Origin of the sequence: Corallococcus macrosporus, from assembly GCF_017302985.1 — a bacterium.
Taxonomy (GTDB): domain Bacteria; phylum Myxococcota; class Myxococcia; order Myxococcales; family Myxococcaceae; genus Corallococcus; species Corallococcus macrosporus_A.
The window spans coordinates 2,405,536-2,426,817 of the sequence record NZ_JAFIMU010000007.1 but is presented as its reverse complement, the minus strand read 5'-3'; the positions used below and the strand labels follow the sequence as shown (position 1 = coordinate 2,426,817).

The 21,282-nt window shown below is 71.3% G+C and carries 26 protein-coding genes; 6 read left to right on the top strand and 20 right to left on the bottom strand.

Annotated elements, in window-relative coordinates; translation table 11 throughout:
• The first annotated feature begins 78 nt into the window (after positions 1–78).
• Positions 79–744, top strand: coding sequence for an SCO family protein (locus tag JYK02_RS22420; protein ID WP_242588848.1), 666 nt, complete (start codon positions 79–81; stop codon positions 742–744).
• Between the two features lie 154 nt (positions 745–898).
• Here the strand turns inward: JYK02_RS22420 and JYK02_RS22415 are convergent, their stop codons facing one another.
• The 12 genes from JYK02_RS22415 to JYK02_RS22360 all read right to left on the bottom strand — a co-directional run bounded on the left by JYK02_RS22415 (position 899) and on the right by JYK02_RS22360 (position 10,586).
• Positions 899–1,315: a hypothetical protein gene (locus JYK02_RS22415; RefSeq protein WP_207053883.1), complete on the bottom strand. Its 417-nt coding sequence runs from the start codon at positions 1,313–1,315 to the stop codon at positions 899–901.
• A gap of 131 nt (positions 1,316–1,446) precedes the next feature.
• The gene (locus JYK02_RS22410; protein ID WP_207053882.1) at positions 1,447–1,902 is read right to left on the bottom strand and encodes a hypothetical protein; all 456 of its coding nucleotides are present in this window, start codon (positions 1,900–1,902) and stop codon (positions 1,447–1,449) included.
• Between the two features lie 141 nt (positions 1,903–2,043).
• Positions 2,044–2,628 carry a sigma 54-interacting transcriptional regulator gene (locus JYK02_RS22405; protein ID WP_207053881.1) on the bottom strand — a complete coding sequence of 195 codons (585 nt, stop codon included), beginning with the start codon at positions 2,626–2,628 and terminating at the stop codon, positions 2,044–2,046.
• Between the two features lie 140 nt (positions 2,629–2,768).
• Entirely contained in the window at positions 2,769–4,127 is a 1,359-nt protein-coding gene (locus JYK02_RS22400; RefSeq protein WP_207053880.1) for a universal stress protein, read from the bottom strand.
• A gap of 152 nt (positions 4,128–4,279) precedes the next feature.
• A complete protein-coding gene (locus JYK02_RS22395) occupies positions 4,280–4,699 on the bottom strand; it encodes a type II secretion system protein GspG (protein WP_207053879.1) in 420 nt (139 codons plus the stop codon).
• 27 nt (positions 4,700–4,726) lie between these two features.
• On the bottom strand, positions 4,727–6,187 hold the full coding sequence (locus tag JYK02_RS22390) for a response regulator (protein ID WP_207053878.1): 1,461 nt from the start codon (positions 6,185–6,187) through the stop codon (positions 4,727–4,729).
• Between the two features lie 68 nt (positions 6,188–6,255).
• Positions 6,256–7,386, bottom strand: a complete 1,131-nt coding sequence (locus tag JYK02_RS22385; protein WP_207053876.1) for a hypothetical protein — start codon at positions 7,384–7,386, stop codon at positions 6,256–6,258.
• Between the two features lie 13 nt (positions 7,387–7,399).
• Positions 7,400–7,960: a Uma2 family endonuclease gene (locus JYK02_RS22380; protein ID WP_207053873.1), complete on the bottom strand. Its 561-nt coding sequence runs from the start codon at positions 7,958–7,960 to the stop codon at positions 7,400–7,402.
• Between the two features lie 127 nt (positions 7,961–8,087).
• On the bottom strand, positions 8,088–8,264 hold the full coding sequence (locus tag JYK02_RS22375; RefSeq protein ID WP_158616884.1) for a hypothetical protein: 177 nt from the start codon (positions 8,262–8,264) through the stop codon (positions 8,088–8,090).
• A gap of 123 nt (positions 8,265–8,387) precedes the next feature.
• The gene (locus JYK02_RS22370; RefSeq protein WP_207053871.1) at positions 8,388–9,251 is read right to left on the bottom strand and encodes a tryptophan 2,3-dioxygenase; all 864 of its coding nucleotides are present in this window, start codon (positions 9,249–9,251) and stop codon (positions 8,388–8,390) included.
• 132 nt (positions 9,252–9,383) lie between these two features.
• Positions 9,384–9,908, bottom strand: coding sequence for a cell wall protein (locus tag JYK02_RS22365; protein WP_207053870.1), 525 nt, complete (start codon positions 9,906–9,908; stop codon positions 9,384–9,386).
• A 180-nt stretch (positions 9,909–10,088) separates the two neighbouring features.
• On the bottom strand, positions 10,089–10,586 hold the full coding sequence (locus tag JYK02_RS22360; RefSeq protein ID WP_242588847.1) for a hemerythrin domain-containing protein: 498 nt from the start codon (positions 10,584–10,586) through the stop codon (positions 10,089–10,091).
• 279 nt (positions 10,587–10,865) lie between these two features.
• On the opposite strand from JYK02_RS22360, the gene JYK02_RS22355 reads away from it, so the two are divergent.
• Genes JYK02_RS22355 through JYK02_RS22340 form a run of 4 tightly spaced genes read left to right on the top strand, consistent with a single transcriptional unit; the run spans position 10,866 to position 13,821 of the window.
• A complete protein-coding gene (locus JYK02_RS22355) occupies positions 10,866–11,495 on the top strand; it encodes a lysophospholipid acyltransferase family protein (protein ID WP_242588846.1) in 630 nt (209 codons plus the stop codon).
• Positions 11,488–12,372 (top strand): alpha/beta fold hydrolase, encoded by an 885-nt coding sequence (locus JYK02_RS22350; protein ID WP_207053867.1) that lies wholly within the window; start codon positions 11,488–11,490, stop codon positions 12,370–12,372. Before JYK02_RS22355 ends, JYK02_RS22350 begins: the two co-directional genes overlap by 8 nt.
• 36 nt (positions 12,373–12,408) lie before the next feature.
• Positions 12,409–13,347, top strand: a complete 939-nt coding sequence (locus JYK02_RS22345; RefSeq protein ID WP_207053866.1) for a proline dehydrogenase family protein — start codon at positions 12,409–12,411, stop codon at positions 13,345–13,347.
• Between the two features lie 3 nt (positions 13,348–13,350).
• Positions 13,351–13,821: a hypothetical protein gene (locus JYK02_RS22340; protein ID WP_207053865.1), complete on the top strand. Its 471-nt coding sequence runs from the start codon at positions 13,351–13,353 to the stop codon at positions 13,819–13,821.
• Here JYK02_RS22340 and JYK02_RS22335 read toward each other — a convergent pair whose 3' ends face one another.
• From JYK02_RS22335 to JYK02_RS22300, 8 genes are all read right to left on the bottom strand, one after another.
• Positions 13,822–14,175 (bottom strand): cation:proton antiporter, encoded by a 354-nt coding sequence (locus tag JYK02_RS22335; protein WP_207053864.1) that lies wholly within the window; start codon positions 14,173–14,175, stop codon positions 13,822–13,824. It abuts the gene before it with no gap.
• A complete protein-coding gene (locus JYK02_RS22330) occupies positions 14,172–14,459 on the bottom strand; it encodes a monovalent cation/H+ antiporter complex subunit F (RefSeq protein WP_207053863.1) in 288 nt (95 codons plus the stop codon). Before JYK02_RS22330 ends, JYK02_RS22335 begins: the two co-directional genes overlap by 4 nt.
• A 12-nt stretch (positions 14,460–14,471) precedes the next feature.
• Positions 14,472–14,969: a Na+/H+ antiporter subunit E gene (locus JYK02_RS22325; protein WP_207053861.1), complete on the bottom strand. Its 498-nt coding sequence runs from the start codon at positions 14,967–14,969 to the stop codon at positions 14,472–14,474.
• A complete protein-coding gene (locus tag JYK02_RS40490; RefSeq protein ID WP_207053860.1) occupies positions 14,966–16,333 on the bottom strand; it encodes a complex I subunit 5 family protein in 1,368 nt (455 codons plus the stop codon). Before JYK02_RS40490 ends, JYK02_RS22325 begins: the two co-directional genes overlap by 4 nt.
• Positions 16,333–16,701 carry a sodium:proton antiporter gene (locus JYK02_RS22315; RefSeq protein WP_207053859.1) on the bottom strand — a complete coding sequence of 123 codons (369 nt, stop codon included), beginning with the start codon at positions 16,699–16,701 and terminating at the stop codon, positions 16,333–16,335. The genes JYK02_RS40490 and JYK02_RS22315 overlap by 1 nt, the downstream gene beginning before the upstream one ends.
• A complete protein-coding gene (locus JYK02_RS22310) occupies positions 16,698–17,147 on the bottom strand; it encodes an MnhB domain-containing protein (RefSeq protein WP_207053858.1) in 450 nt (149 codons plus the stop codon). The genes JYK02_RS22315 and JYK02_RS22310 overlap by 4 nt, the downstream gene beginning before the upstream one ends.
• 6 nt (positions 17,148–17,153) lie before the next feature.
• Positions 17,154–19,448 (bottom strand): hydrogen gas-evolving membrane-bound hydrogenase subunit E, encoded by a 2,295-nt coding sequence (gene mbhE / locus JYK02_RS22305; protein WP_207053857.1) that lies wholly within the window; start codon positions 19,446–19,448, stop codon positions 17,154–17,156.
• 141 nt (positions 19,449–19,589) lie between these two features.
• Positions 19,590–20,471 (bottom strand): AAA family ATPase, encoded by an 882-nt coding sequence (locus tag JYK02_RS22300; protein ID WP_207053856.1) that lies wholly within the window; start codon positions 20,469–20,471, stop codon positions 19,590–19,592.
• A 259-nt stretch (positions 20,472–20,730) separates the two neighbouring features.
• Here JYK02_RS22300 and JYK02_RS22295 point away from each other — a divergent pair, with 259 nt between their 5' ends.
• Positions 20,731–21,279, top strand: coding sequence for a hypothetical protein (locus tag JYK02_RS22295; protein ID WP_207053855.1), 549 nt, complete (start codon positions 20,731–20,733; stop codon positions 21,277–21,279).
• Positions 21,280–21,282: the final 3 nt, after the last annotated feature.

Below are 21,282 nucleotides of genomic sequence, written 5' to 3'. Positions count from 1 at the left end.
ATGCCTCGCATGCGGCCAGCCCCTACCCCGGCATGCCCGGCGCTTGTGCGCTCCCCGCCGATGCCGTACGTGCCGACCATGTCCGTCGAATCGCCCTCCTCCCCGTCCGCCCCCCGCTCCCGCCCCGTCCGCCGCTCCTGGGTCTGGGCGGGCATCGCCGTGGCGTCGCTCGGCTTCATGGGGGTGGCGGTCCACGACCTGGTGCAGGGCCGCTCGCAGCCGCCGCCCCGGCTGGGCGCGCTGCCGGACTTCACCTTCACGCGGCAGGACGGGCAGCCCTTCGGGCTGAAGCAGCTCCGCGGCCGCCCGTTCATCGCCAACTTCATCTTCACCCGCTGCCCCACCGTCTGCCCCGTCTTCACGCAGAAGATGGCGCGCGTGCAGGACCACACCGCGAAGCTGGGGACGGACCTCCAGCTGGTGTCCTTCTCCGTGGATCCGGCCTACGACACCCCGGAGCGGCTGGCCGAGTACGGGAAGAAGTACCAGGCGGACTTCACCCGCTGGAACTTCCTCACCGGCGACTACGCCACCCTCAAGGACACCATCGTCCAGGGCTTCAAGATCAGCATGGGCCGCGAGCCCGGCGCCGCCGAGGACGACCTGCTCTCCATCTTCCACGGCACCCACTTCGTGCTCGTGGACGGCACCGGAGAGATTCGCGGCTACTACGACAGCGCCGACCCCGAGGCGACCCAGAAGCTGGAGACCGACGCCTTCCGCCTCACCCGCGAAGAGGGCTGAGCCGCCCCCCTCCTGATCGCGCCCGCACTCCGGGTGCGCCCCACAGGGTCACGCTCCACCCGGGCGTTGCTGGCCCGCAAAGCCGAAGGGCCAGCCCCACCTCGCGGTGAGCACTGGCCCTCGTGCCTGAGTCACGCCAACTTCAGCGGGGAGCTCAGTTGATGAGCGCAGCCTGCCCGTGGGCGATGATGTTCTGGAAGTTCTGCTGCGCGGGCTGGGAGACCAGCGCGCCGACCTTGTCCGCGCCGTTCTTCACGGTGGTCGCGATGTCACCGATGGTCTTCACGGTGGGGGCGAACTTGGTCAGCTGGGACAGACCGGCCAGGGGGCCCTTGGAGAGCAGGGACGCGCCGGAGTCGATGAACTTGTCCACGAACGGCTTGGCCAGCTTGCCCAGGCCGAACGGGAGCTTGTCCAGGAGGCCGCCCGCCAGACCCTTCAGGCCGCCCGTGATGGCGCCCATCGGGTTCTGCACGAAGCTGAGGGCCTTGCCCGCGATGTTCGCGACGCCGCCGGCGACATTGCTGACCGTCTTCGCGATGCTGCTGACAACCTTGCCGATGCCGCCCATGGTAATACCCCCTGCTTAAGTCTGGTTTGGAGAGTGTGTGCCGAAGTGAAGCTGCAAAAGGATTCTCGGAAGGGGGAGGAAAATGTTTCCTCCGAATTTCCGATCAATTTCACGGGGATTCCGGGCGGGCCTCAGCCGCGGGTTCCGCCGCCGCCCTTCTTGAGCTGATCCATGAGTTCCTGGCGCTTCGCCTCGTCCTGGGGCGCCTTGACCGCCTCGCCCGCGGGGTTCAGCGCGGGCTTGGCGCCGGCGGCGCCGCCCTTGCCGGCCTCGAACTCGGACTTGGCGAAGGGGTTGCCCTGGCCGGGCAGCTCACCCTTGGCGCCCGCGACCAGGAACTCACCGACCTCCTCCACCGTGTGCACGGGGAAGCCGTTGGCCTTCAGCTCCTCGTCGGACACGACGTTGAGCATGGGCTCCTTGTCCTTGTCCTGGGCGTACTCGAGCACCAGCTCGACGTAGTCCTCCAGCTTCATCCCCACCGCGTCCGCGATGCGCTTCGTCTCGGGGTCCTTGAGGAGCTCCGCGCGGACGACTTCCACGGGACGGGACAGACCACGCTTCTTGCCAGGGGCTTGCTGGGACATGTGATTTCGCTCCGGAGAGGAGAGGAAAGACGGCTGGGAACAACTCTAGCCCATCTTTCCAGTAGTACCCATTCCCCCACCCGGACCGACCCCCGCTCCCCTCTGAAGGCCCCCTGTCCTGGGGCCTCCAAGGGGTGGGTTTCAGCGGACCGCGTTGCGGGGCGCGCCCTTGCGGGCGGCGGCGGCCGGGGCCTTGCGCTTGGGGAGGATGCGGGTGACGGAGCCGGGGCGGCGGGCGGCGGCGGCGGCGCGCTCCTTCTCCTCGGCGGCCTTCAGGGCGGCGGCGCGCGCGGCCAGCGCTTCGGCCTGCTGCGCCCAGCGGCGCTTGAGCGCATCCCGCAGGCCGTCCGTCTGCAGGTCCACCTGGGCCTGGTTCAGCCGGTAGTGGAGGTCCTCGCGCAGCGTGCCCCGGGTGAGGGCGGCCATCGCGGTGCCGGAGACGCCCACCACCACCTTGGGCCGCTCCTCCTGCATCTGGAGGCAGCGCAGGATGAGGCCCTGGGCGTCGAGCGGCAGCTTCGCCACGTCCGCGATGAACACCACGCCGTTGGGCTGCCGCAGCGCTCCGGCCAGCTCCGGCGCCTGGCGCACCTCCGTGAGCGGGACGCCGAAGTTGCGCGCGGCTTCCTCCGCCCAGGCCCTGCGCTCGTCCTCCGTACCTCCGTGGATGAGCAGCGATGCACGGTTGGAGACGAGGTCCTCTTCTCGATAACCGCGAAGAGCCACGGGATGCCCTACCCTTCTGGGAAAGCGGGTCCTCCCAAAGTCTAACGCCCTCCCGGGTCGCCTGTTCAATCCCTTACTTGCGGGAAAAAATCAGGGACCCGTTTTATGAGAAGCCGGAACACTGGACGTCCGTTCCCGGGTCAGGCGGAAGGCACCACCATCACGGGCTTGCGGCAGCGCAGCACCAGCTCCTTCGCCACCGCCTCCTCCAGCACGTCCGGGACGACCTCTCGGCGCGAGGAGGTGCCCACGCAGACCAGGTCCACGCCCTCGCGCTCCGTGGCCTGGCAGATGGCGACGGCCACGTCGTCCCCGCTGACGCCCTCCACGCTCCAGTGCACCGCCCGCGCGACGGCGTCCCGGGGCACCTGCGCCCAGAGCCGCTGGAGCACCACGTCCCGCTCGCCCTCGGGCTCCGGGAGCACGCCGAGGAAGTCCCGGGGGCCCCGCTCGCGGCCCCGGAGCCGGTGCACGTGCAAGAGGTGCACGCGGCCGCCCGGGCCCACCAGCGAGCACGCCTGCGCGATGGCCTGGACGGACGCGACGGTGAAGTCCACCGGCACCAGCGCGCTTCGGGGCGGCGGGAGGCGGCGCGGCTCGCGCGCGCCGGGGGGGATGCACGCCACGGAGCGCTCCGCGTGGCGCAGCACCCCTTCCGACACGGAGCCGTGCCACAGCCGCTGCACGCCGCTGCGCAGGTGCATCCCCACCACCGTCAGCTCCGCGCTCCTCGCGTGGGCCACGTGCAGCAGGTGGTCCGCCGGGCGGCCATAGCCGGGCTCCAGCACCACCTCCACGCGGCCCTCGCCCTCCACGTCGCCCAGGCGCTCACGCACCTCGCGCATCAGCACGCGCTCCACCAGCGGATCCAACCCCTCCATGGTGCGCTCGCGCGCGTCCAGCCGCTCCACGTGCACGGGGGTGTGGATGCCCAGCCGCGCGCGCTCCTCCTGCGGCGAGCACACGTACGTGGCCAGCACGTCGCACCCGCCCACGCGCCGCAGCTCCCGCACGAAGGTGATGGCCGCGTCGGAGGTGGAGGAGCGCGGGTCCACCCCCACCATCACCAGCAGCCGGCGCCGGCCCCGGGCCCAGTCCAGGAGCGCCGTGTCCCGGCGCACCGCCAGCACCGGGGCGCAGCCGTGGCGGGCCAGGCGCTCCGCCAGGGACGTCTTGCGCCAGGGGGTGGTGCGCCAGCCCCCGGCGGACACCACCACCATCCGGGCGCTCCTGCACTCCTCGTCGCCCAGCAGCGTCTCCACGGAGGCGCCCCGCTGCATGCGCGGCTCCACCGTGGCCGTGAGCCCCCTCAGGCGCGCGGCCTCCGCGGCCAGCCCGCCCTCCGCCGCGGACAGGACGTCCGGGGCCTCCGCGTCGGGGACCTCGTCGTCCACGCCCAGGAGCAGCAAGGGCTCTCCCAGCCGGCTGGCCAGGGTCGCCGCGACGGTGGCCGCGTGCGCGGCGTCGGCGGACAGGTTGGTTGCGCAGATGATGGCCATGGCGGGGCCCCCCGAGGAGGCGATGCCCGCTGGAGCCTCCCCTCGCGGGAAGGATGCGCACGCCGGCCACCCGGTGGCGCGCGGCCGTCCATGCCGGCCTGCCTGCTCCCCGGGGTGGGGCGGGCCGCCTTCCGAGCCTTGGGGCCCGAGCCCTAGCGCAGCAGCTGCTGGTGCCCGTCGTGGTTGGTGTGGTCCTGGTTCTCGTCCGTGCCGCCGCGCTGGTTCTCCCGGCCGAAGGTGGACAGGAACACGCCCTGCGCGCTGCTGGCGTACTGGTACGGCCGGCCCCAGGGGTCCCGGGGCACGGCGCCGAGGTACCTGGGCACGAGCATGTCGTCCAGGTTCCCCTCCTCCGGCAGCTGCCCGCCGTGGTCCGCCTGGTAGCGCTCCAGCGCGCCCAGGATGAGGGCGAAGTCCGCGTGGATTCGCTGCGCCTGCTCGGGGTCGCGGCGGCGGAAGGCGGTGAGCACCAGGGCCACGACGAGCGCCAGCGCGAACACCACGGCCACCCAGGGCAGCGGCGAGCGGCGGGACCTGTCGGAGGCGGCGGGCGAAGGGGAGGTGGCGGCCATGGCCCGTCCACCCTACCGCCTGCCGCGTCAGAGGGCGCGGTAAAGCGGCACCGGCTGCTGCTTGCCCTTCAAGCGCACCGGCGGCAGGTCCTCGAAGGCGGTCTCGTTCGCGTCCACCAGCTCGCGCGTGCGCTCGCCCACCAGGATTTCCCCCGGTCCGGCCAGCGCGCACAGGCGGGCGGCCACGTTCACCGCGTCGCCGATGCAGGTGTACTCGGCCCGGAGCGCGCTGCCGATGTTGCCGGACACCACCACGCCCGAGTTCAACCCCACGCCCAGCTCCAGCACCAGGGGCCGGCCCTCGCGGCCGTGGGCCACCCACTCGGCCTCCGCCATGGCGCGCAGCTCCGCCACGGCCTCCATCATCATCTTCGCGCACTGCAGGCCGCGGAGCGCGTCGTCCGGGCGGCCCACCGGCGCGCCGAAGACGGCCATCAGCCCGTCGCCCAGGAACTTGTCCAGCGTGCCGCCGCAGGTGAGCACCGCGTCCGACAGCCGGCCCAGCACCTGGTTGAGCACCGCCACCACCTGCTCGGGGGGAAGGCTCTCCGCCAGGCCGGTGAAGTTGCGGATGTCCGCGAACAGCACCGTCACCTCGCGCTTCTCACCGGCGAGCACCGCCGCGTCCGCGCTCTTGAGGATTTCCTCCACCACCGCGTCGGACGTGTAGCGCGCGAACAGCTTGCGCATGCGCTCCGTCTCGCCCGTGCGGCGCACCACGCTCTCGATGCGCGCCGCCAGTTCATCCATGGACGCGGACTTGTTCACGTAGTCGTCCGCGCCCGCGCGCAGGCCGCGCACGCGCTCCGCCTCGCGGTCGTTGGCGGTGAGCATGATGACGGGGATGGCGCTGCGAGGGCCCTCCTTCAGCCGCCGGCACAGCTCCACGCCGTCCAGCCCCGGCATCTCCAGGTCGCTCAGCACGATGGCCGGCTGCAGCCGCCCCATGCCCTCCAGCGCCTCGTACGGGTCCTGGAAGCAGAGGACCTCGTAGCCCAGCGCCACCAGCCCCTCCTGCACGAACGCGCACGCCAGCGGGCTGTCGTCCACCACCACCACGCGGCGGCGCCCCTCCGTCGCGGGACGCGGCAGGTCCTGCCGGCCGACGATGCGGTTCTGCACGCCCAGCGCTTCGTAGATCTGCTTGTACGTGCAGTGGCCCAGCTCGACCAGGATCTCCCCCAGCCGCCGCCCGTCGCGCCGCTGCCGCGCCAGGGCTTCGTCCAGCTGCGCGAGCGTCACGTACTTGAGCCCCACCAGCAGCTCGCCCAGCGGCGGCTGCGCGGGGCCCTTCTCGTGGTTCAGGCCCAGGGCCTCGCCCAGCGCGTCCTGGATCTGCTCGCGCGACACGTAGCCCAGGGAGATGAGCGCTTCACCCACGCGCTGGCCGGTGAGCGCCTGCAGCGCGAGCGCCTCCTGCACCTGCCCCGGCGTGACGACACCCAGCTTGAGCAACAGGTCACCGAAGAGGGGATTGGATGCGCTCACGCGGCAACCTCCATGCGCCCACCGTAGCCCAACCCCGCGCCCCGGCCCAGCCCACCCCGGGGCAGGACTCACCCATCCTGGAACACCCGGCCGAAGGCGAGGACGATCTCCAGGATGATCAACGCGACGATCATCACCTCCAGGATGTGGGAGCGGTCGATGTCCACCTCGCCCTTGAGCAGGCCATAGGTCTGCGCGAGCAGCTGCTGCTTGCGCGTGACGGAGGCCTGCCACGCGGGGATGCGCAGGCGGCGCACCGCGCCCTCGTAGACCTTGGCCAGGTAGAAGTCGCCAATGATTTTCAGGCTGTTCTCCACCCGCTCCACGAACTCGTTGAGGTCCACGAGCGTGCCCAGCGTCTCGCGCGCGAGGCTGCGGTAGGGGCTGCGGAACAGCGTGAGCCAGCCGGGCTTGCGCGCCTGAACCTCGTCGTGGATGCGCGCGATGTGTTCGTCCAGCCGCTCGTCGTAGTAGCGGAACTCCAGCAACTGCGCGTTGGCGATCTCCAGGAGGTCCGGGATGTCGCGCGAGCCGGACGGCTCGTAGACGAACGCGCTGTTCCAGTCCACGACGACCAGGTCGTGCGCGGTGTAGCTGAAGCGCACCTGGGTGACGGCCTCGCGCTCGCGAGGCGCCAGCGGCGCGGTGGTGCTCTCCCCCAGCAGCAGCCGAGCGATGTCCGCGCGCTGGAACAGCTCCTCGGCGGAGGGGTTGCCCTGGATGCGCTCGGCGAAGATGACGGTGTAGCTCTCGCTCTGGTCCCAGAGGTGCGGCCCCTGCACGGCGGCGGAGATGGTGCGGCGCACGCCCTCCACCAGCTCTTGCGCCAGGTCGTCCAGGGCCTGGCTGTCATAGAGCTCGTCGGCGACCTGGGTGAGGGCCTCCCAGGTGGTGCCGGGCGCGACGGGGACGCGCAGGATGATGGACGCGGCGCCGTGGTCGAACAGGCGCGCGGTGGCGTCCACCGTGACGGGCCCGTCGCGCAGCGCGAGCGGCCTGCGGCCCAGCTCATAGGCCACGGGCGGGTTGGGCAGCTGGATGTACTGGCTGTTCTCGCGCGACAGCTTCAAGCGGCGCGAGTCCTCCGACAGCGCCTTGCGCGCGCGCTCCAGGTCGATCTCCTCCGCGATGTCGAACGTGCGGTAGCAGAGGATGTGGGCCTGTTCGAAGAGCAGCGTCATTCCGGCGGGCGCGGACATGGTGCGAAGAAGCCTACTCCGCGATGTCTACCCACAAGACGCGAAGTTCCAGCGCCAGGGCCTCGAATGGCTCCGCGTGGACGGTCTCCGCGTCCTCGTGGGTCCCCAGCAGCAGGTAGTGGCCGCCTTCCAGCCGGAAGACCTCCAACGTGCGTTGCAAAGGGTCCACCAACCAGACGTGCTTCACGCCCTCGCGCGCGTAGATGGGCAACTTCCGGACCCGATCCAAACGGGACGTGGACGGGGACAGCACCTCGCACAGCCAGTCCGGCGCCATCGTGAATCCCACGACGTCGGGCATCTTGGCCATCCGTTCCTGGCGCCAACCCGCGATGTCGGGAACCAGGACGTCCTTGCCCAGGTGCAGCTCCGGCTCGAACAGGAAATGCCACCCGCCAGGCCCCCCACGGCCCCTGCCGAAGGGATTGTTCAGGTCGGTGGAGAGCTGCATCGCCGCGAAGGCATGCGGCGACGCCGGCCGGGGGCTCGCGTGCAGCTCCCCGTTGACGATCTCCCCCACCTGATTCGGAGGGAGCGCTTCCAGGTCGGCGTAGGTGGCGGGCTTTCGGGTCATCTCTGGGGCGAAGAACCTAGCAGGTAGGGACATGCCCGGACACTCTCATGCCCGTCTGACAGGTGTACCCCGGTGGCCGGGAGCCCCGGAAGGGCCCCCGGGCCTTGAGACATCCTGGATGTTTCACTCAGTCGCCGCCGCCCTCGGGCAGCTTGATGCCAATGCCTGCCGGGCCCGGGCCGTCGTCCGGCAGGTTGCCAATGTGGCCGGGCGTGGGGACGGGGCGGTCTCCCGCCTGACGCTTGTTCTTCTGTTCGTCTTCCGGAAGCTGCGGTTCCTTCCGGGGGCTTTCGTGCTCACCCATGGCGGCTCCTTCGCGCGTTGAGAGGGTTTGACCTCTCCCAAGCTAGGGAGCCCGTGGCCCGGCTGGCACCCCGCCCCTGCCGGCCCGCGGAGCATGCGGGGGCACGAGCGGCGCGGAGTTGTTTCAGGTGCCCCGGGGCTTCGCGGGCGGCGCCAGCGACGTGCGCACGTCCCACAGCTCCGGGAAGAAGCGCAGGTCCAGCGCCTTGCGCAGGAAGCCCACGCCCGACGAGCCGCCCGTGCCCTGCTTGAAGCCGATGATGCGCATCACCGTCATCATGTGCCGGTAGCGCCAGAGCTGGAACCGCTCCTCCGTGTCCACCAGCTTCTCGCACATCTCATACGCGTCCCAGTGCTTCTCCGTGTCCGAGTAGATGCGCCGGAACACCTCCATCACCTGGGCGCTCTTCTCATACGGCTGACGCCAGTCGCGCTCCACGTGGCTTCTGGGAATGTCGTGGCCCATGCGCGACAGGTGGCGCAGGAACTCGTCGTAGATGCCCGGCGACTCCAGCAGCCGCTCCAATTCCGCGTGCACGCCCGGCACGTGCTTGAAGGGCCCCAGCGCGTTGTCGTCCTTGTTGCCCAAGAGGAACTCCACCGCGCGGTACTGGAAGCTCTGGAAGCCGGACGCGTGGCCCAGCGTGTCGCGGAACTCCAGGTACTCGTTGGGCGTCAGCGTTTCCAGCACGCTCCACTGTTCGAAGAGCATCCGCTGGATGTGCGCGACGCGCGCGAAGATCTTGAAGGACGGCTCCAGCCGGTCCGCCTGGATGTAGCGGATGCAGGCGGACAGCTCATGGATGAGCAGCTTCATCCACAGCTCGCTCGTCTGGTGCTGGACGATGAACAGCAGCTCGTCGTGATGGGGAGGCTGGGAGCGGGGCACCTGCGCGGACAGGAGTCGGTCCAGCTGCAGGTAATCACCATACGTCGTCCGGCCCGCGAGGTCCGTGACGATTCCAGGCTCCAGGTCGCGTTTGCTCATGGCCCGGGCACTCATGCACACCAACCCCCTCGCGGCGCAAGCACATCCTCCGCGCGGTCAATCCAGCCACGCTCTTCCTGACGGAAACGAGCGGGTCCACCACCTCTGCCCGGGCCGGGGCAACTGAACTGCTTAAGCGTTCTTCTGAGCGGCTTCCGCGAGCGCCTTGGAGGCGGCGCGGCCACGGGGCAGCTTGATGTCCTCCACGCTGTTGGGGTTGGCGTAGTCGGACCACTCGTTGGGACGGCGGTTGGTCTTCTCCAGCATGCGCAGCTTCTGGTAGTGCGCGGCGCAGTAGCCCTTGGTGCGGCTGGGCTTGCCGCAGCCCTTGATGGCGCACTCGCGGGCGCCGCCCTCCGCCGCCGCCGGCTTGCGGCCCCGGCGCTTGCCACCCACCGCCGCCACCGGCGCGCTCACCGCGGCCCGGCCCGCCGGACGACCCACGGGACGACGACCGGCCTTGCCCGCCGCGGGCGCGTTCGCACCGAAGAGGGGGCCCACCACCTGGGCCAGGGGCGCCAGACGCTCGGCCACGCTGCGCAGCGCGTCCAGGTCCGCCGTCCCAGACTCCAGACGAGACACCACGTCACGCAGGGGCTTGAGCTGCACTTCAATCTCGTTGCGAATCATCTCGCGGAACGCCTTGTCAACTGACATTTCGAACAATCCTCGGTTTAAGGGGGGAGCATTGCCTTGGCGTGAACCGGCACGCCGGACTACCAATACCTTCCAGAAAGGCAATTGTCGAAGGAAGCGATAAAAAGTTGTGACGCCACTGCGTATCAGCAGATGAGAAAGGCCCGGGAAATGGGGGCCGGCGGCGCTTTCAGGCGCTTCTCACGCATCCCAATGCAGGGGTTCCAACAACGCTCCGCGACCGGAGGCAGGGGGGTGCTGCGAGCGCTCCAGCAGTTCCTCGTACGTCAGTGCGAGGTCGTGTCCCAGTTCCTCCAATTCCTCTGAGTCCAGGGACGCGGACAGGCGTGGGAGCACGCCTTGTTCCATGGCCTGCACATGCGCCACGACCAGGTCTTCCAAAGTGAACAGACGCGCCTGCCACTCGACCCCGCGAGGCGTCAGCTCCTGCAATTCCTCCATCAGCTCGCGCAGGGTGAGGTGGTCTTCCGCCTCTTCGCGGGCGCGGGTGCGGCCCTCCACGCGCGTCACCAGCGGCTGGACGCAGCGCTCCTCCAGCCGGGAGTGCAGGCGCAACAGGCGGGAGAGGGCCTCCTGGCCGTGCGCCAGGTCCTCCGCGTCCGTGTCCGAAGCCAGCCGCTCCAGCAGCTCCTCCAGTTCGCGGTGTTGCTGCAGGAGGATGTCGAATGGGGCGGCCATGGCATCAAGCATCGGCACGGCCCTGGAGGCAGACAACCGCACCCGTTCCCCACCGGACCGCCGGGGTGAAAGGCAGCCTGCTGGCGTGCATGCCCCTTTCGCGCTGACGGCGCCGGTGGAGCCCCTGCCCGCCTGCCTGCTACCGGGGTGCCGGTCCGCGAGGGCGGCTGCATCTTCTGCTCCACCGTGGAAAACCCACTCACCAGCGTCCGACAGACCGTCTTCCGTTTCGCGGAGCGAGGCGCCGCCCTGTCCGCGCGATATCACCGCGCCCGTCTGATGGGTGCTGAACACCTGCCCAGGAACGGGCCCCTGCTGCTCGTGGGCAATCACGGTGTCTGGGGATACGAGACGCCGGCCTTCTTCCACCTCGTGCACCAGGCCACGGGGCGCTATCCGCTGGGGCTCGCGGAGCGGGGCTTCTTCAAGATTCCCCTCGTGCGCACGGTGCTGCCGTGGCTGGGCGGCGTGGAGGGGACGCGGGAGAACGCGCTGCGCTCGCTCCAGGAGGGGCAGCTGGTCGTCTGTTATCCGGGCGGCGCGCGGGAGACCTTCAAACGCAGCCAGGGCCGCTACCGCCTGCGCTGGGAGCGCGCGCTGGGCTTCGTGCGGCTGGCCATGCAGGCCGGGGTGCCGGTGGTGCCCTTCGCCGGTTTCGGGGTGGATGACACGTTCTTCTGGCCCCCGGACGAGGACCGCTGGTGTGTGCGCCTGGCCGCGGAGGACAAATACCGCATGCCCCTGGTGATGGGATTGGGCCCCCTTCCGCTGCCCGTCCAGCTCACCTTCGCCGTGGGTGAACCCCATGAACCGCCGCCGTCGGGTGCGTCGGAGTCTCGCGTGGCGGCCTTCCGCGACCGCGTGGCCGCCAGCGTCCGGCGCCTGCTCCTGAGGGCCTGCCATGCTTGACGCCGCCGCCAGCTCCGCCGCATCGACTCGCACCCGCGTCCCGCCGCTGGTGCCGGACGTGGAAGACATCCAGCAAGGGTATGAACAGCTGGAGTGCGAGGAGCGCGTCATCCGGGGCACGCCGGTGCGGCTGTTCACCTTTCCCCACGGCAACAGGGATGTCTCACGCACGGTGGTCTGTCTTCCGGGGCTGGGCGCCAGTGGCCGCTCCTTCGCGCCCATGGAGCCGCTGGCCCAGGCGTGGAACCTGCTCTTGTGGACGCCGCCGCTGAAGACGCCCGCGACGCACACGCCGCTGCAGTGGAACCTGTCGGTGCTCAACCACCCGGAGGCGTGGCTGCCGGAGCGCTTCGCGTTGATGGGGTCTTCCTATGGCAGCCTCCTGTCCATCGCGTATGCGTTGGAGCACCCGGAGCGGGTGAAGGCGCTGGTGCTGGTGTCGCCGGTGGCCAGCGTGCGCAAGGTGCGGCGGCTGGCGTTGACGCTGTCCACGCTGGTGCGCGCGCCGCGGCCGCTGGCGTATGTGTTCGCGCCCACGGTGGCCCGCGTGCTGGGTGGCCGGTGGCTGCCGCCGGAGGGGCGCGCGGAGATCGTCCGCGAGGCCCGGCGCCTGTCGTCGCTGGAGCTGATGCGGCGGCTGCGCGACATCCTGGCCGCGGACTTCCTGCACCGGCTGCGGGAGCTGCGCGTGCCCACGCTCATCATCGAGGGGGGCCGCGACCTGCTGGTGCCGCCGGCGGCCGCTCGCGACGTGGCGGCGCACGTGCCGGGCGCCCGGCTGGAGTTCCTGGAGACGGCCAGTCACCTGCCGTACATGAGCCACCCGGAAGCGTTCAATGCGCGCGTGTCCGACTTCCTCTCGCGGCACCCGGATTGATCAGGCGTTATCTCTAACGCCGGGGGAAGACATCACATGACCACGGCCACCGACCAGTTGTCCCGCTCCGCGCTGCTGTTCCTGTCGCGCCAGTCCAACCTCAAGGACGTGGCCACGCGGCTCAAACCCTTTCGCGAGCTGGCGTCGCGCTTCATCGCGGGGGAGACGCTGGAGGAGGCGGTGGAGGCGGTGAAGGACCTCAACGCCAGGGGACTGACGGCCAGCTTCGACCATCTCAACGAAGCGGTGCGCGCCCCACAGGAGACGCGCGACGAGGTGCGGCATTACCAGCGGCTGCTCGCGCGCATCGACCAGGTGGGCGTGAAGGCCAGTGTGTCGCTGAAGCTCACGCAGTGCGGCCTGCTGTTCGACCGGAACCTGGCGCTGCGGAACGCGCGAGCGGTGGTGGCGGACGCGGCGGCGCGGGACTCGTTCGTGCGCGTGGACATGGAGGAGAGCGCCGTCACGCAGGTGACCCTGGACATCGTGCGGGATTTGCACTCGGAGTTCGGGGAGCCGCACGTGGGCGCGGTGCTCCAGAGCTACCTGCGGCGCACGGAGGCGGACGTGAAGACCCTGTGCGCGGAGCGCGTGCGCATCCGGCTGTGCAAGGGGGCCTACCTGGAGGGTCCCGACGTGGCCTTCCCGGACAAGAAGGACGTGGACGCGAACTTCGTGCGCTGCATGCGCATCCTGTTGGACAGCGGCGTGTATCACGGCATCGCCACGCATGATGAGCGGATGATTGACGCCACGCTGGAGTACGCCGCGCGCCAGCATCTGCCCAGGGGCGCCTTCGAATTCCAGATGCTGTATGGCATCCGGCGCGACCTGCAGGAGCGGTTGGCGAAGGAAGGCCACCCGGTGCAAGTCTATGTCCCGTATGGGAAGCACTGGTATCCGTATTTCATGCGACGGCTGGCGGAGCGCCCGGCCAACCTGTGGTTCGTGATGAAGAACCTGATGAAGGGATAGACCATGAGGGACCCCTACGCGGCCGCGTATGTCGCCGGAGCCGTGGGCACCGGCGCCCTGGGATTGCTGGTCAGCGTGCGCAATGCCTCGCTGGGCCACCCGCCCCCCTATGCCGCGCGGCACATCGCCCGGCAGGTGCTGAGCCGGCTGTTGCGCCGGAGGATGTCCCGGCACGAGGCATCCCGGTGGGCCTTCGCGCTGCGCGCGGGCTATGGCCCCCTGCTGGGAATGGGCTGGGGCCTGGTGCGCCGCCGCACGTCGAAGTGGACCCTGCTGCAAAGCGGCGTCCTGCTGGGTCTGGGGGTGCTGGCGTTCGAGCGCGCGGCCTTCCCCATCTTCAAGGCGACGGCGCTCGCGAACACCTGGTCGCGCGCGGAGCACGTCTGGCTGTTCGCGCAGACGGCGGTGTTCGGCATCGTCACCGAGGCCACGATGCGCTGGCTGGTGAAGGAGGAGACGTCCGCGACCGCTTGATCAACGGCCCGGAGACTCGGGCGTGCGGTCCTGCTTCCCGCGCCCGCGCCGGGCCTTGTCGTGGGCCAGCTCCGGCCGTCCCTCCGCCAGCCAGGCGATGGCGTGCGCGGAGCTGGGGATGGTGAGCATCAGGAACGCGGCGACGAGCAGCCCCCGCAGCAGGAGCCAGCCGTCCGCCGTCGCCAGCGTGGCGCCCACGATGACCAGCGCCGCGCCGAAGGGCACGGCGCCCGCGGCGTGCACGCGCGTGAGCACCGAGGGCAGGCGGTAGATGCCGATGACGGCGCAGGTGATGAAGAGCAGCCCCAGCGCCACCAGGCCGTCCCCCACCCATTGCAGGACGGTGGCCATCATCGGCCGTCCTCCTCGTCGTGGAAGGCGCGGCCGTGGTGCAGGTAGCGGGCGCCGGCCACCGTCTGCACGTAGGAGAGCAGGGCCAGCACCAGGGCCGCGTCCAGGTAGCCGGGCTCGCCGCGCGTGGCGCCGTACAGGCCCAGCACCGCGCAGATGACCAGGCCCATCGTGTCCACGGACATGAGCATGTCCGCGACGGAGCGCTGCCGCGAGGCCAGCAGCACCAGCGCGCCCAGCAGGCCCACCATCCACACGATGGCCAGCGTGAAGAAGGTCTCGTGCATCCGGTCCTCCTGCTAGGGGAACACCGCGCGCTGGTAGCGCTGGTAGAAGTTGTCCTGCTGCCGCAGCAGCTTGTCCGGATCCGACGCGTCCAGGGCGTGCATGCGCATCACGCGCCGCTCCCAGTCCAGCTCCAGCAGCACCGTGCCCGGGGCCAGGGACATCACCCAGGAGGACACCTGCACGCCGCGCGCGGTGCGCTCCCCCATGGGGACCTCCACCACGCCCGCTTTGTTCGCGAGCTCCGCGCGGCCGAAGATGACCGTGAGCACGTGGAAGCAGCTGCGCACCACCAGCACGGCCAGGGCCCAGCCGAAGCGGGGCAGGTGCAGCACCCGGCGCCAGTGCTCGCGGGAGCTCAGCACCGGCGGCAGCCCCGCCATGGGGAACAGGTGCATCACCCCCAGGGCCAGCGCCGCGCCCAGCGCCAGGTCCACCGGGTGGAAGCTGCCCACCAGCACCGCGTACAGGAGCGCCAGGGACAGCACGTGCGCGACCGAGCGGAGGCTCATGGCAGCGTCCCCAGGCCCTGGATGGCGTCGCGCCCGGCTCGCAGCAGCGGCTCCGGCCAGAGGCCCGCGGCGATGAGCGCCAGGGACAGCGCGTACACCACCGCGCCCGTGCCCCGGTGCAGCGCTGCTCCCTCCCGCAGCCAGCGCTCGCGCTGGTAGGCGCGGAACAGGGCCAGCAGGGACAGGGCGCTCGCCGCCACCACCAGCGCCGCCAGCGGCGTGTGCCCCTGCTCCAATGCCGCGCGCAACAGCCAGGCCTTGGACCAGAAGCCCGCCGTGGGCGGCACCCCCGCCGTGCTGAAGGCCGCCACCGAGTAGGCCCGGCGCGCCCGCTCGCCGCCCCGGTCCTGCGCGAGGAACAGCGCGGTCTTGTCCACGGAGCCCGCCAGCGCCAGCGCCACCGCCGCGCACAGGCCCTCGCGTCCGTCCAGGCCCAGCGCCGCGATGATGAGCCCCGCCTGCGTGATGGACGCGTACGCCAGCACCTCGCGCGTGTCCCGCCGGGAGAGCGCCAGGATGGAGCCGTAGAGGATGCTCGCCGCGCCCAATATCTCCAGCAGCGGCCGGGCCTGCGCCAGCACCTGCGGCATCACGTCCACGCCGAAGCGCAAGAGCCCATAGCTGCCGATGTTGGCCAGCGCCCCCGCGAGCAGCGCCGCCACCGTGGGGCCCGCGTCCCGGTAGACGGCCGGTGCCCAGAAGTGGAACGGGAAGAAGCCCAGCTTCACCCCGAACGCGCAGAGCAGCAGCGTGCCCGGCACCGCCAGCGCGAAGGGCGGCCCCGCCTGGCCCCACGCGATGATGGACAGCATGTCCAGCGTGCCGGTGGTCAGGTACAGCATCACCACCGCGGTGAGGAACAGCGTGGACCCCATCAGGTTCACCACCACGAAGGTGAACGCGGCGCGCAGGTTGCGGGGCTTCTCCCCGTACGACGCCAGCGCGAACGCGGACGTCATCGCCAGCTCGAAGAAGACGTAGAAGTTGAACGCGTCCGACGTGAAGAACACGCCCGTGAGCCCCGCGCCCAGGAAGACCACCAGCGCGGGGAAGCTGCGCGACGTGATGCCCCCGGCCACGTGCTCGTACACGAGCGTGCCCAGCAGCACCGACGTGGACACCAGCGCGAACACGATGGAGAGCTGATCCGCGCGCAGCCGGATGCCCACGCCCACCGGCCAGTCCCCGCTGATGAACTGGGGCGCCTGCGCGCTCCAGGCCTGCGGCAAGAGCCACACCGTGCACACCAGCGTGCCCGCGAGCCCCGCGATGGCCAGCCACGCCACCCACGCGCGGCGCCCGTCCAGGAACGCCAGCACCACGCCCAGCACCCACGGCAGGAGCAGCGGTCCCCAGAGCGGCATCAGGGCCCCTCCCCCTTCTCCACGGCGTGCACGCGCTGGAGCTCCGCCTCCACCAGCCGGTCCGTGCGCAGCGACCCGTGCGCCCGCTGCGTGCGGTGCACCAGTGTCAGCAGCAGCGCGGACACCGCGAAGCCGATGACGATGGCCGTGAGCGCCAGCGACTGGAGCACCGGATCCGTCACCGGCCCGCCCGGCTGCGCACCCAGCGCCTCTCCCCGCTCCGGGAAGGTGCCCGCGAGGATGAGCAGCACGCTGGAGTTGGTGATGAGCACCGTGCCGCACGCCACGCGCACCAGCTCGCGCTCCAGCACCATGCGCACGCCACACGCGAACAGCAGGCCCACCGCCAGGGACGCGATGAGGATCATGGCCCGGACTCCTCCTCCGCGTCCGTTCCCGTGCGCAGGGCGAAGCGGTCGATGACGGTGACCACCAGCCCGAAGACGATGAGCATCAGCCCTCCCTCGAAGACGAGCGCGGTGTGCAGGTGGAGTCCCCCCACGCCCAGCTCCGGCTGGTCCGGGCGGGGAAAGAGGCTCATGGGCGCGTAGCCCGCGAGCACGGGCAGGAACGCGGTGCCCACCACGAGCAAGAGCCCCACGCCCGCCAGCGGCGCCGCGTACCGCACCGCCACGTAGCGGCGCGTCTGGTCGCGGCCCGCCACCACGTACTGGAGCAGCACCGCCAGCCCCGCCAGCGCCCCGGCCGGGAAGCCGCCGCCCACGGACGCGCCGCCCTTCATCCAGAACGCCAGGGCGATCATCAACGACGGCCACAGCAGCAGGCGCGACAGCGGCGGGACGAAGGAACGCATGGGCCTTCAGCGCCTCCCCTTGCGGCCCAGGTTGAGGCCCAGGAGGCTGGTGACGCCCAGCAGCGCCGCCACCACGACGGTCATCTCCCCCACGGTGTCCAGGCCGCGGAAGTCCGTGAGCACCGCGGCCACCACGTTGGGCGAGTGCGCGGCCTTCGCCAGCTCCACCGTGCGCGCGCCCACGCGGTCCGCTTGGAGATGGGACAGGGCGCTCCAGCTCAGGAGGAACGCGCTGGCGCCCGCGACGCCTGCCGCCAGGCGGTCGCGGCCGCGCGGCTTCTGGGCCTCCTCCTGTGCACGCTTGAGGCGCTCGGAGGGCAGCAGCGCCAGCAGGCCCGCGAAGAGCAGCGTGAAGGTGGTCTCCACCAGCACGGAGGTGAGGGCCACGTCGGGCGCGGCGGCGAAGGCGAACACCATGGCCAGGCTGAAGCCCACGCAGGAGATGAGCAGCACCAGCCGCAGGTGGCCCTTGGCGCGCAGCGTGGCCAGCGCGGCGGCGGACGCGAACGCCAGCGCCATCACCAGCGTGATGTCCGCCCAGCCCACCGTGCCCACCTTGAAGCGGTCGCGCAGCGGCGTCACGCCCAGCACCGTCAGGCCCAGGAGCCCCGTGGGCACCAGCACGGACGCCACCCGGTCGCGCAGGTCGCGCACCTCCTTCTCGTGCAGCCACGTGGACAGCCGGTCCAGTTGGAGCAGCAGCAGGCGATAAGCCCGCTCCGGCCCCACGTGCGACACGCCCGTCAGCACGCGGGAGAGCGCGGATGCCCACGCGCGGTGCGTGGCGAAGAGCAGCGCGCCCAGGCCCCAGGCCCCCACCGCGAGCAGGTTCTCCGCGCGCGCGTCCAGGTGGTACGCCAGCTCCAGTGTGGAGGGCGCGCCCAGCATCGCCGCCCCGGCGGCGCGGGCGGGCGCGACGAGCAGGCCCGGCAGCACGCCGCCCAGCAGGATGAGCCCCGCGAGCACGACCACGGGCGCCACGAGCAGCCGGGGCGCGGCGGGCACGTCGCGGCGCGGTCCACCGAAGAGGCCCCACCACAGGCGCAGCGTGTACGCGAGCGTCAGGCCCGCGCCCACGAGCCCCGCCGCCATGAACGCGGGGCCCCGCTGCGCGAGCGCGTGGAAGAACACCTCGTCCTTGAAGAAGCCCGCGGTGAGGGGCAGCGCGGAGAGCCCCGCCGCCGCGACGGCGCTGGCGCCCGCGAGCACGGGGAGCGCGTGGCGCAGGCCGCCGACCTCCGACAGCTTCTTCTTGCCGGTGACCTGGGTGACGGCGCCCGCGGTGAGGAACAGGGCGGCCTTGCACGGCGCGTGGACGGCGACGTAGAGCGGCGCGCCGTCGGACCCCAACGCCACCAGCACCAGCGCGTAGCCGTACTGCGCGATGGTGGAGTACGCGAGCACGCGCTTGAACGGATCCTCCACCAGGGCCATCAGGCTGCCCATGCCCATGGACAGGAAGCCGATGGCGAGCAGGCCGTCGCGCACGTCCGTGGCGGGGGCGAACAGCGGGTAGAGGCGCTGGAGGAGGAACACGCCCGCGGCGACCATCGCCGCCGAGTGCAGGTACGAGGACACGGGCGTGGGCGCGGCCATGGCGCGCGGCAGCCAGAAGTGGAACGGCACCTGCGCGCTCTTGCCCAGCGCGCCCACGGCCAGGCACACCAGCGCGCCGGTGGACGCGGGGTCATGCGCGGCGCGCTCGATGACCAGCGGCAGCGAGAACGTCCCGTAGTGGAGCCCCAGCGCCATGGCGCCCGCGAAGAAGACGACGGAGGTGGCGCCGGTGAGCACCAGCGACAGCAGCGCGGCGGCGCGCGACTCGGGGTCCTCGCGGTCGAAGCCGATGAGCAGGTACGAGATGATGGTGGTGAGGTCCAGCGCGACGAAGAGCAGCAGCAGGTCATCCACGGTGACCAGCAGCACCATGGCGGCCATGAACGCGAGGAGGAGCCCCTGGAAGCGCACCTCGTCGCGCGCGGGCCGGCCCTCCTCGTGGAGGTGGTGCGGCATGTACGCGCGCGAGTACAGGACGACGAGCGCGCCCACGCCCAGCGCCATCGCGGCGTAGAGGCCGGACAGGCCGTCGCGCGTGAACTCCAGGGACAGGCCCCAACTGGGAGCCCAGGGCACCACGAGGCGCGTGGGCCCCTGCGTCGCCCACTCATGGACCAGCGCCCCCATCGCGGCGAGCGCGCCCGCGGCGCCCATCCACGCCGCCGCGCCCGGACGCCACCGGCCCGCGACGTAGGCGAGCGGCGCGCACGCCAGGGCCAGGAGGATGGGCAGGAGGATGGGCATGGGCGGAGGCGCCCACGTTAGGAGCGGCCCGCCGACGCCGGCACACAACCGCCCGGCTCTCGTACGGAGCGTCGCCCCCTGGTCACTCGTGGAGCAGCCGCCGTGCGCTGGTGGACAGCGCGTCCGCTCGGGGGCCCGGTGCTACAGGGTGTCCAGCAGCTCCCGGCACTCGCGCCGCCAGTGGAGCGCGGTGGCGGGCACCTGCTGCACGCGCACGGAGCCGTCCGCGGGCTCGCGCGACAACAGGCGCACCTCTTCCGGACGCACGTGCTCCAGCAGGTCCGGCGAGTGCGTGGCCAGCACCACCTGCACCGGCTGGCCTCCCGTGGACTCGCCGCGCGTCATGGCGCGCAGCAGCTCCAGCACCTCGCGCACCAGGCCCGGGTGCAGCGCGCGCTCCGGCTCGTCCAGCGTGAGCAGCTCCGGCAGGGGCCGCTGGTAGGGCAGCACCAGGAACGCGAGCAGCCACAGCACGCCGTCGGAGACGTGCTCGGGGCCGAACCACACGTCCGGGCTCCAGCGGTCGCGGAAGCGCAGGCGGAAGGAGCGGTCCTCCAGGTCTCGTGACACGTCCACGTCCGACAGCGACGGCACGCGCTTCGCCAGCTCCTGCGAGATGACGTCGCGCGTGGACATGGGCAGCGCCGCGAAGACGCTGGCGAGGTTGCCGCCCTTGCGCTCCAGCCACGTCGCCTTCGCGGACGAGCCTCCCGCGCGCAGCGCCTCCATGCTCAGCGACAACTGCTGCGTGGAGTGGCCCTGGCCGGGCAGCGTGTCCATCACGCTGAAGGGATACTCCACGCGCGTGCGGTCGCCGTGCGCGTAGGTCCACTCGATGCGCAGCGGACGCGACTCATCCCGCCGCCAGAAGTCCGAGGGCTCGTACGCGAGCTGATGCTGGAGCCCCTCCAGCAGGGCCGTCTTCCCCGACGCCGAGGGTCCCACCAGGACGGTCATTGGCTCCAGGGCGAGCTGCACGCGATGCAGGCACCGGAAGTGCTCGAAGCGAACGGAGGCAATCACGCCCGGAAGCCTAGCGGCCTCCCCCCAGGGGCCGTCCATGGCTCCGCCCCGACCCATGTGTCTCAACGCAGCGTGTCCTTCACGCCCTCGGGGCGGCCAGCTCCGCTGCACGCAAGACACCCCCACTCCCAGTGTGACAAACACACGCGAACGGGCAGGCCCTGCCAGGGTCCCCAGGGTCCGGTATCCGGCGGGCTCCCCGAGTGGGCCGTTCCTAGATTGAAGCCGGAGCGGCCCTGGGCGGCTCGGGAGGCGAGGCATGAGCAAGCGGAAGCAGGCTCGGGCCGTGGACTTCGCGGTGGCGCCGTGGAACCCGGTCCGCGATGTCGTCCTCCCCGGAGCGCTCGCGGGAACGCTGGGGGCCTTCGGGATGGCGGTGCTCGCGTGCGCGTTCTCGGGGGTGCTGCAAGGTGAGCCCTGGAGGCCGGCGCTTCTCGTGGCGGGGCTGTTCTACCGGGGGGGCACGGCCCACGGCGCCTGGGCGGTGCTGCTCGGGCTGATCATCCACTTCAGCCTGGCGGGGGGACTGGCCACGGGCTTCGCGCTGCTGCTGCCACGCAGGGGAACCGCCGTCGCGGCGCTCTGCCTGGGGGTCCTCTACGGCATGGGCCTGTGGGCGGTGATGTTCCGGCTGATGGTTCCCTTCGCATCGCCTCCGCTCTCGCGCGAGGCCCCCGCCGCGATGCTGCTCCTCCTGCACCTCGCGTTCGGAGCCGCGCTCGGCACGGTGCCCGCGCTCAGGGACGTGATCACCCGCCTGGACCGGCTGCGACGCCAGCTGCGAGCCCTGAAGGCCGCCCCCACCTGACGC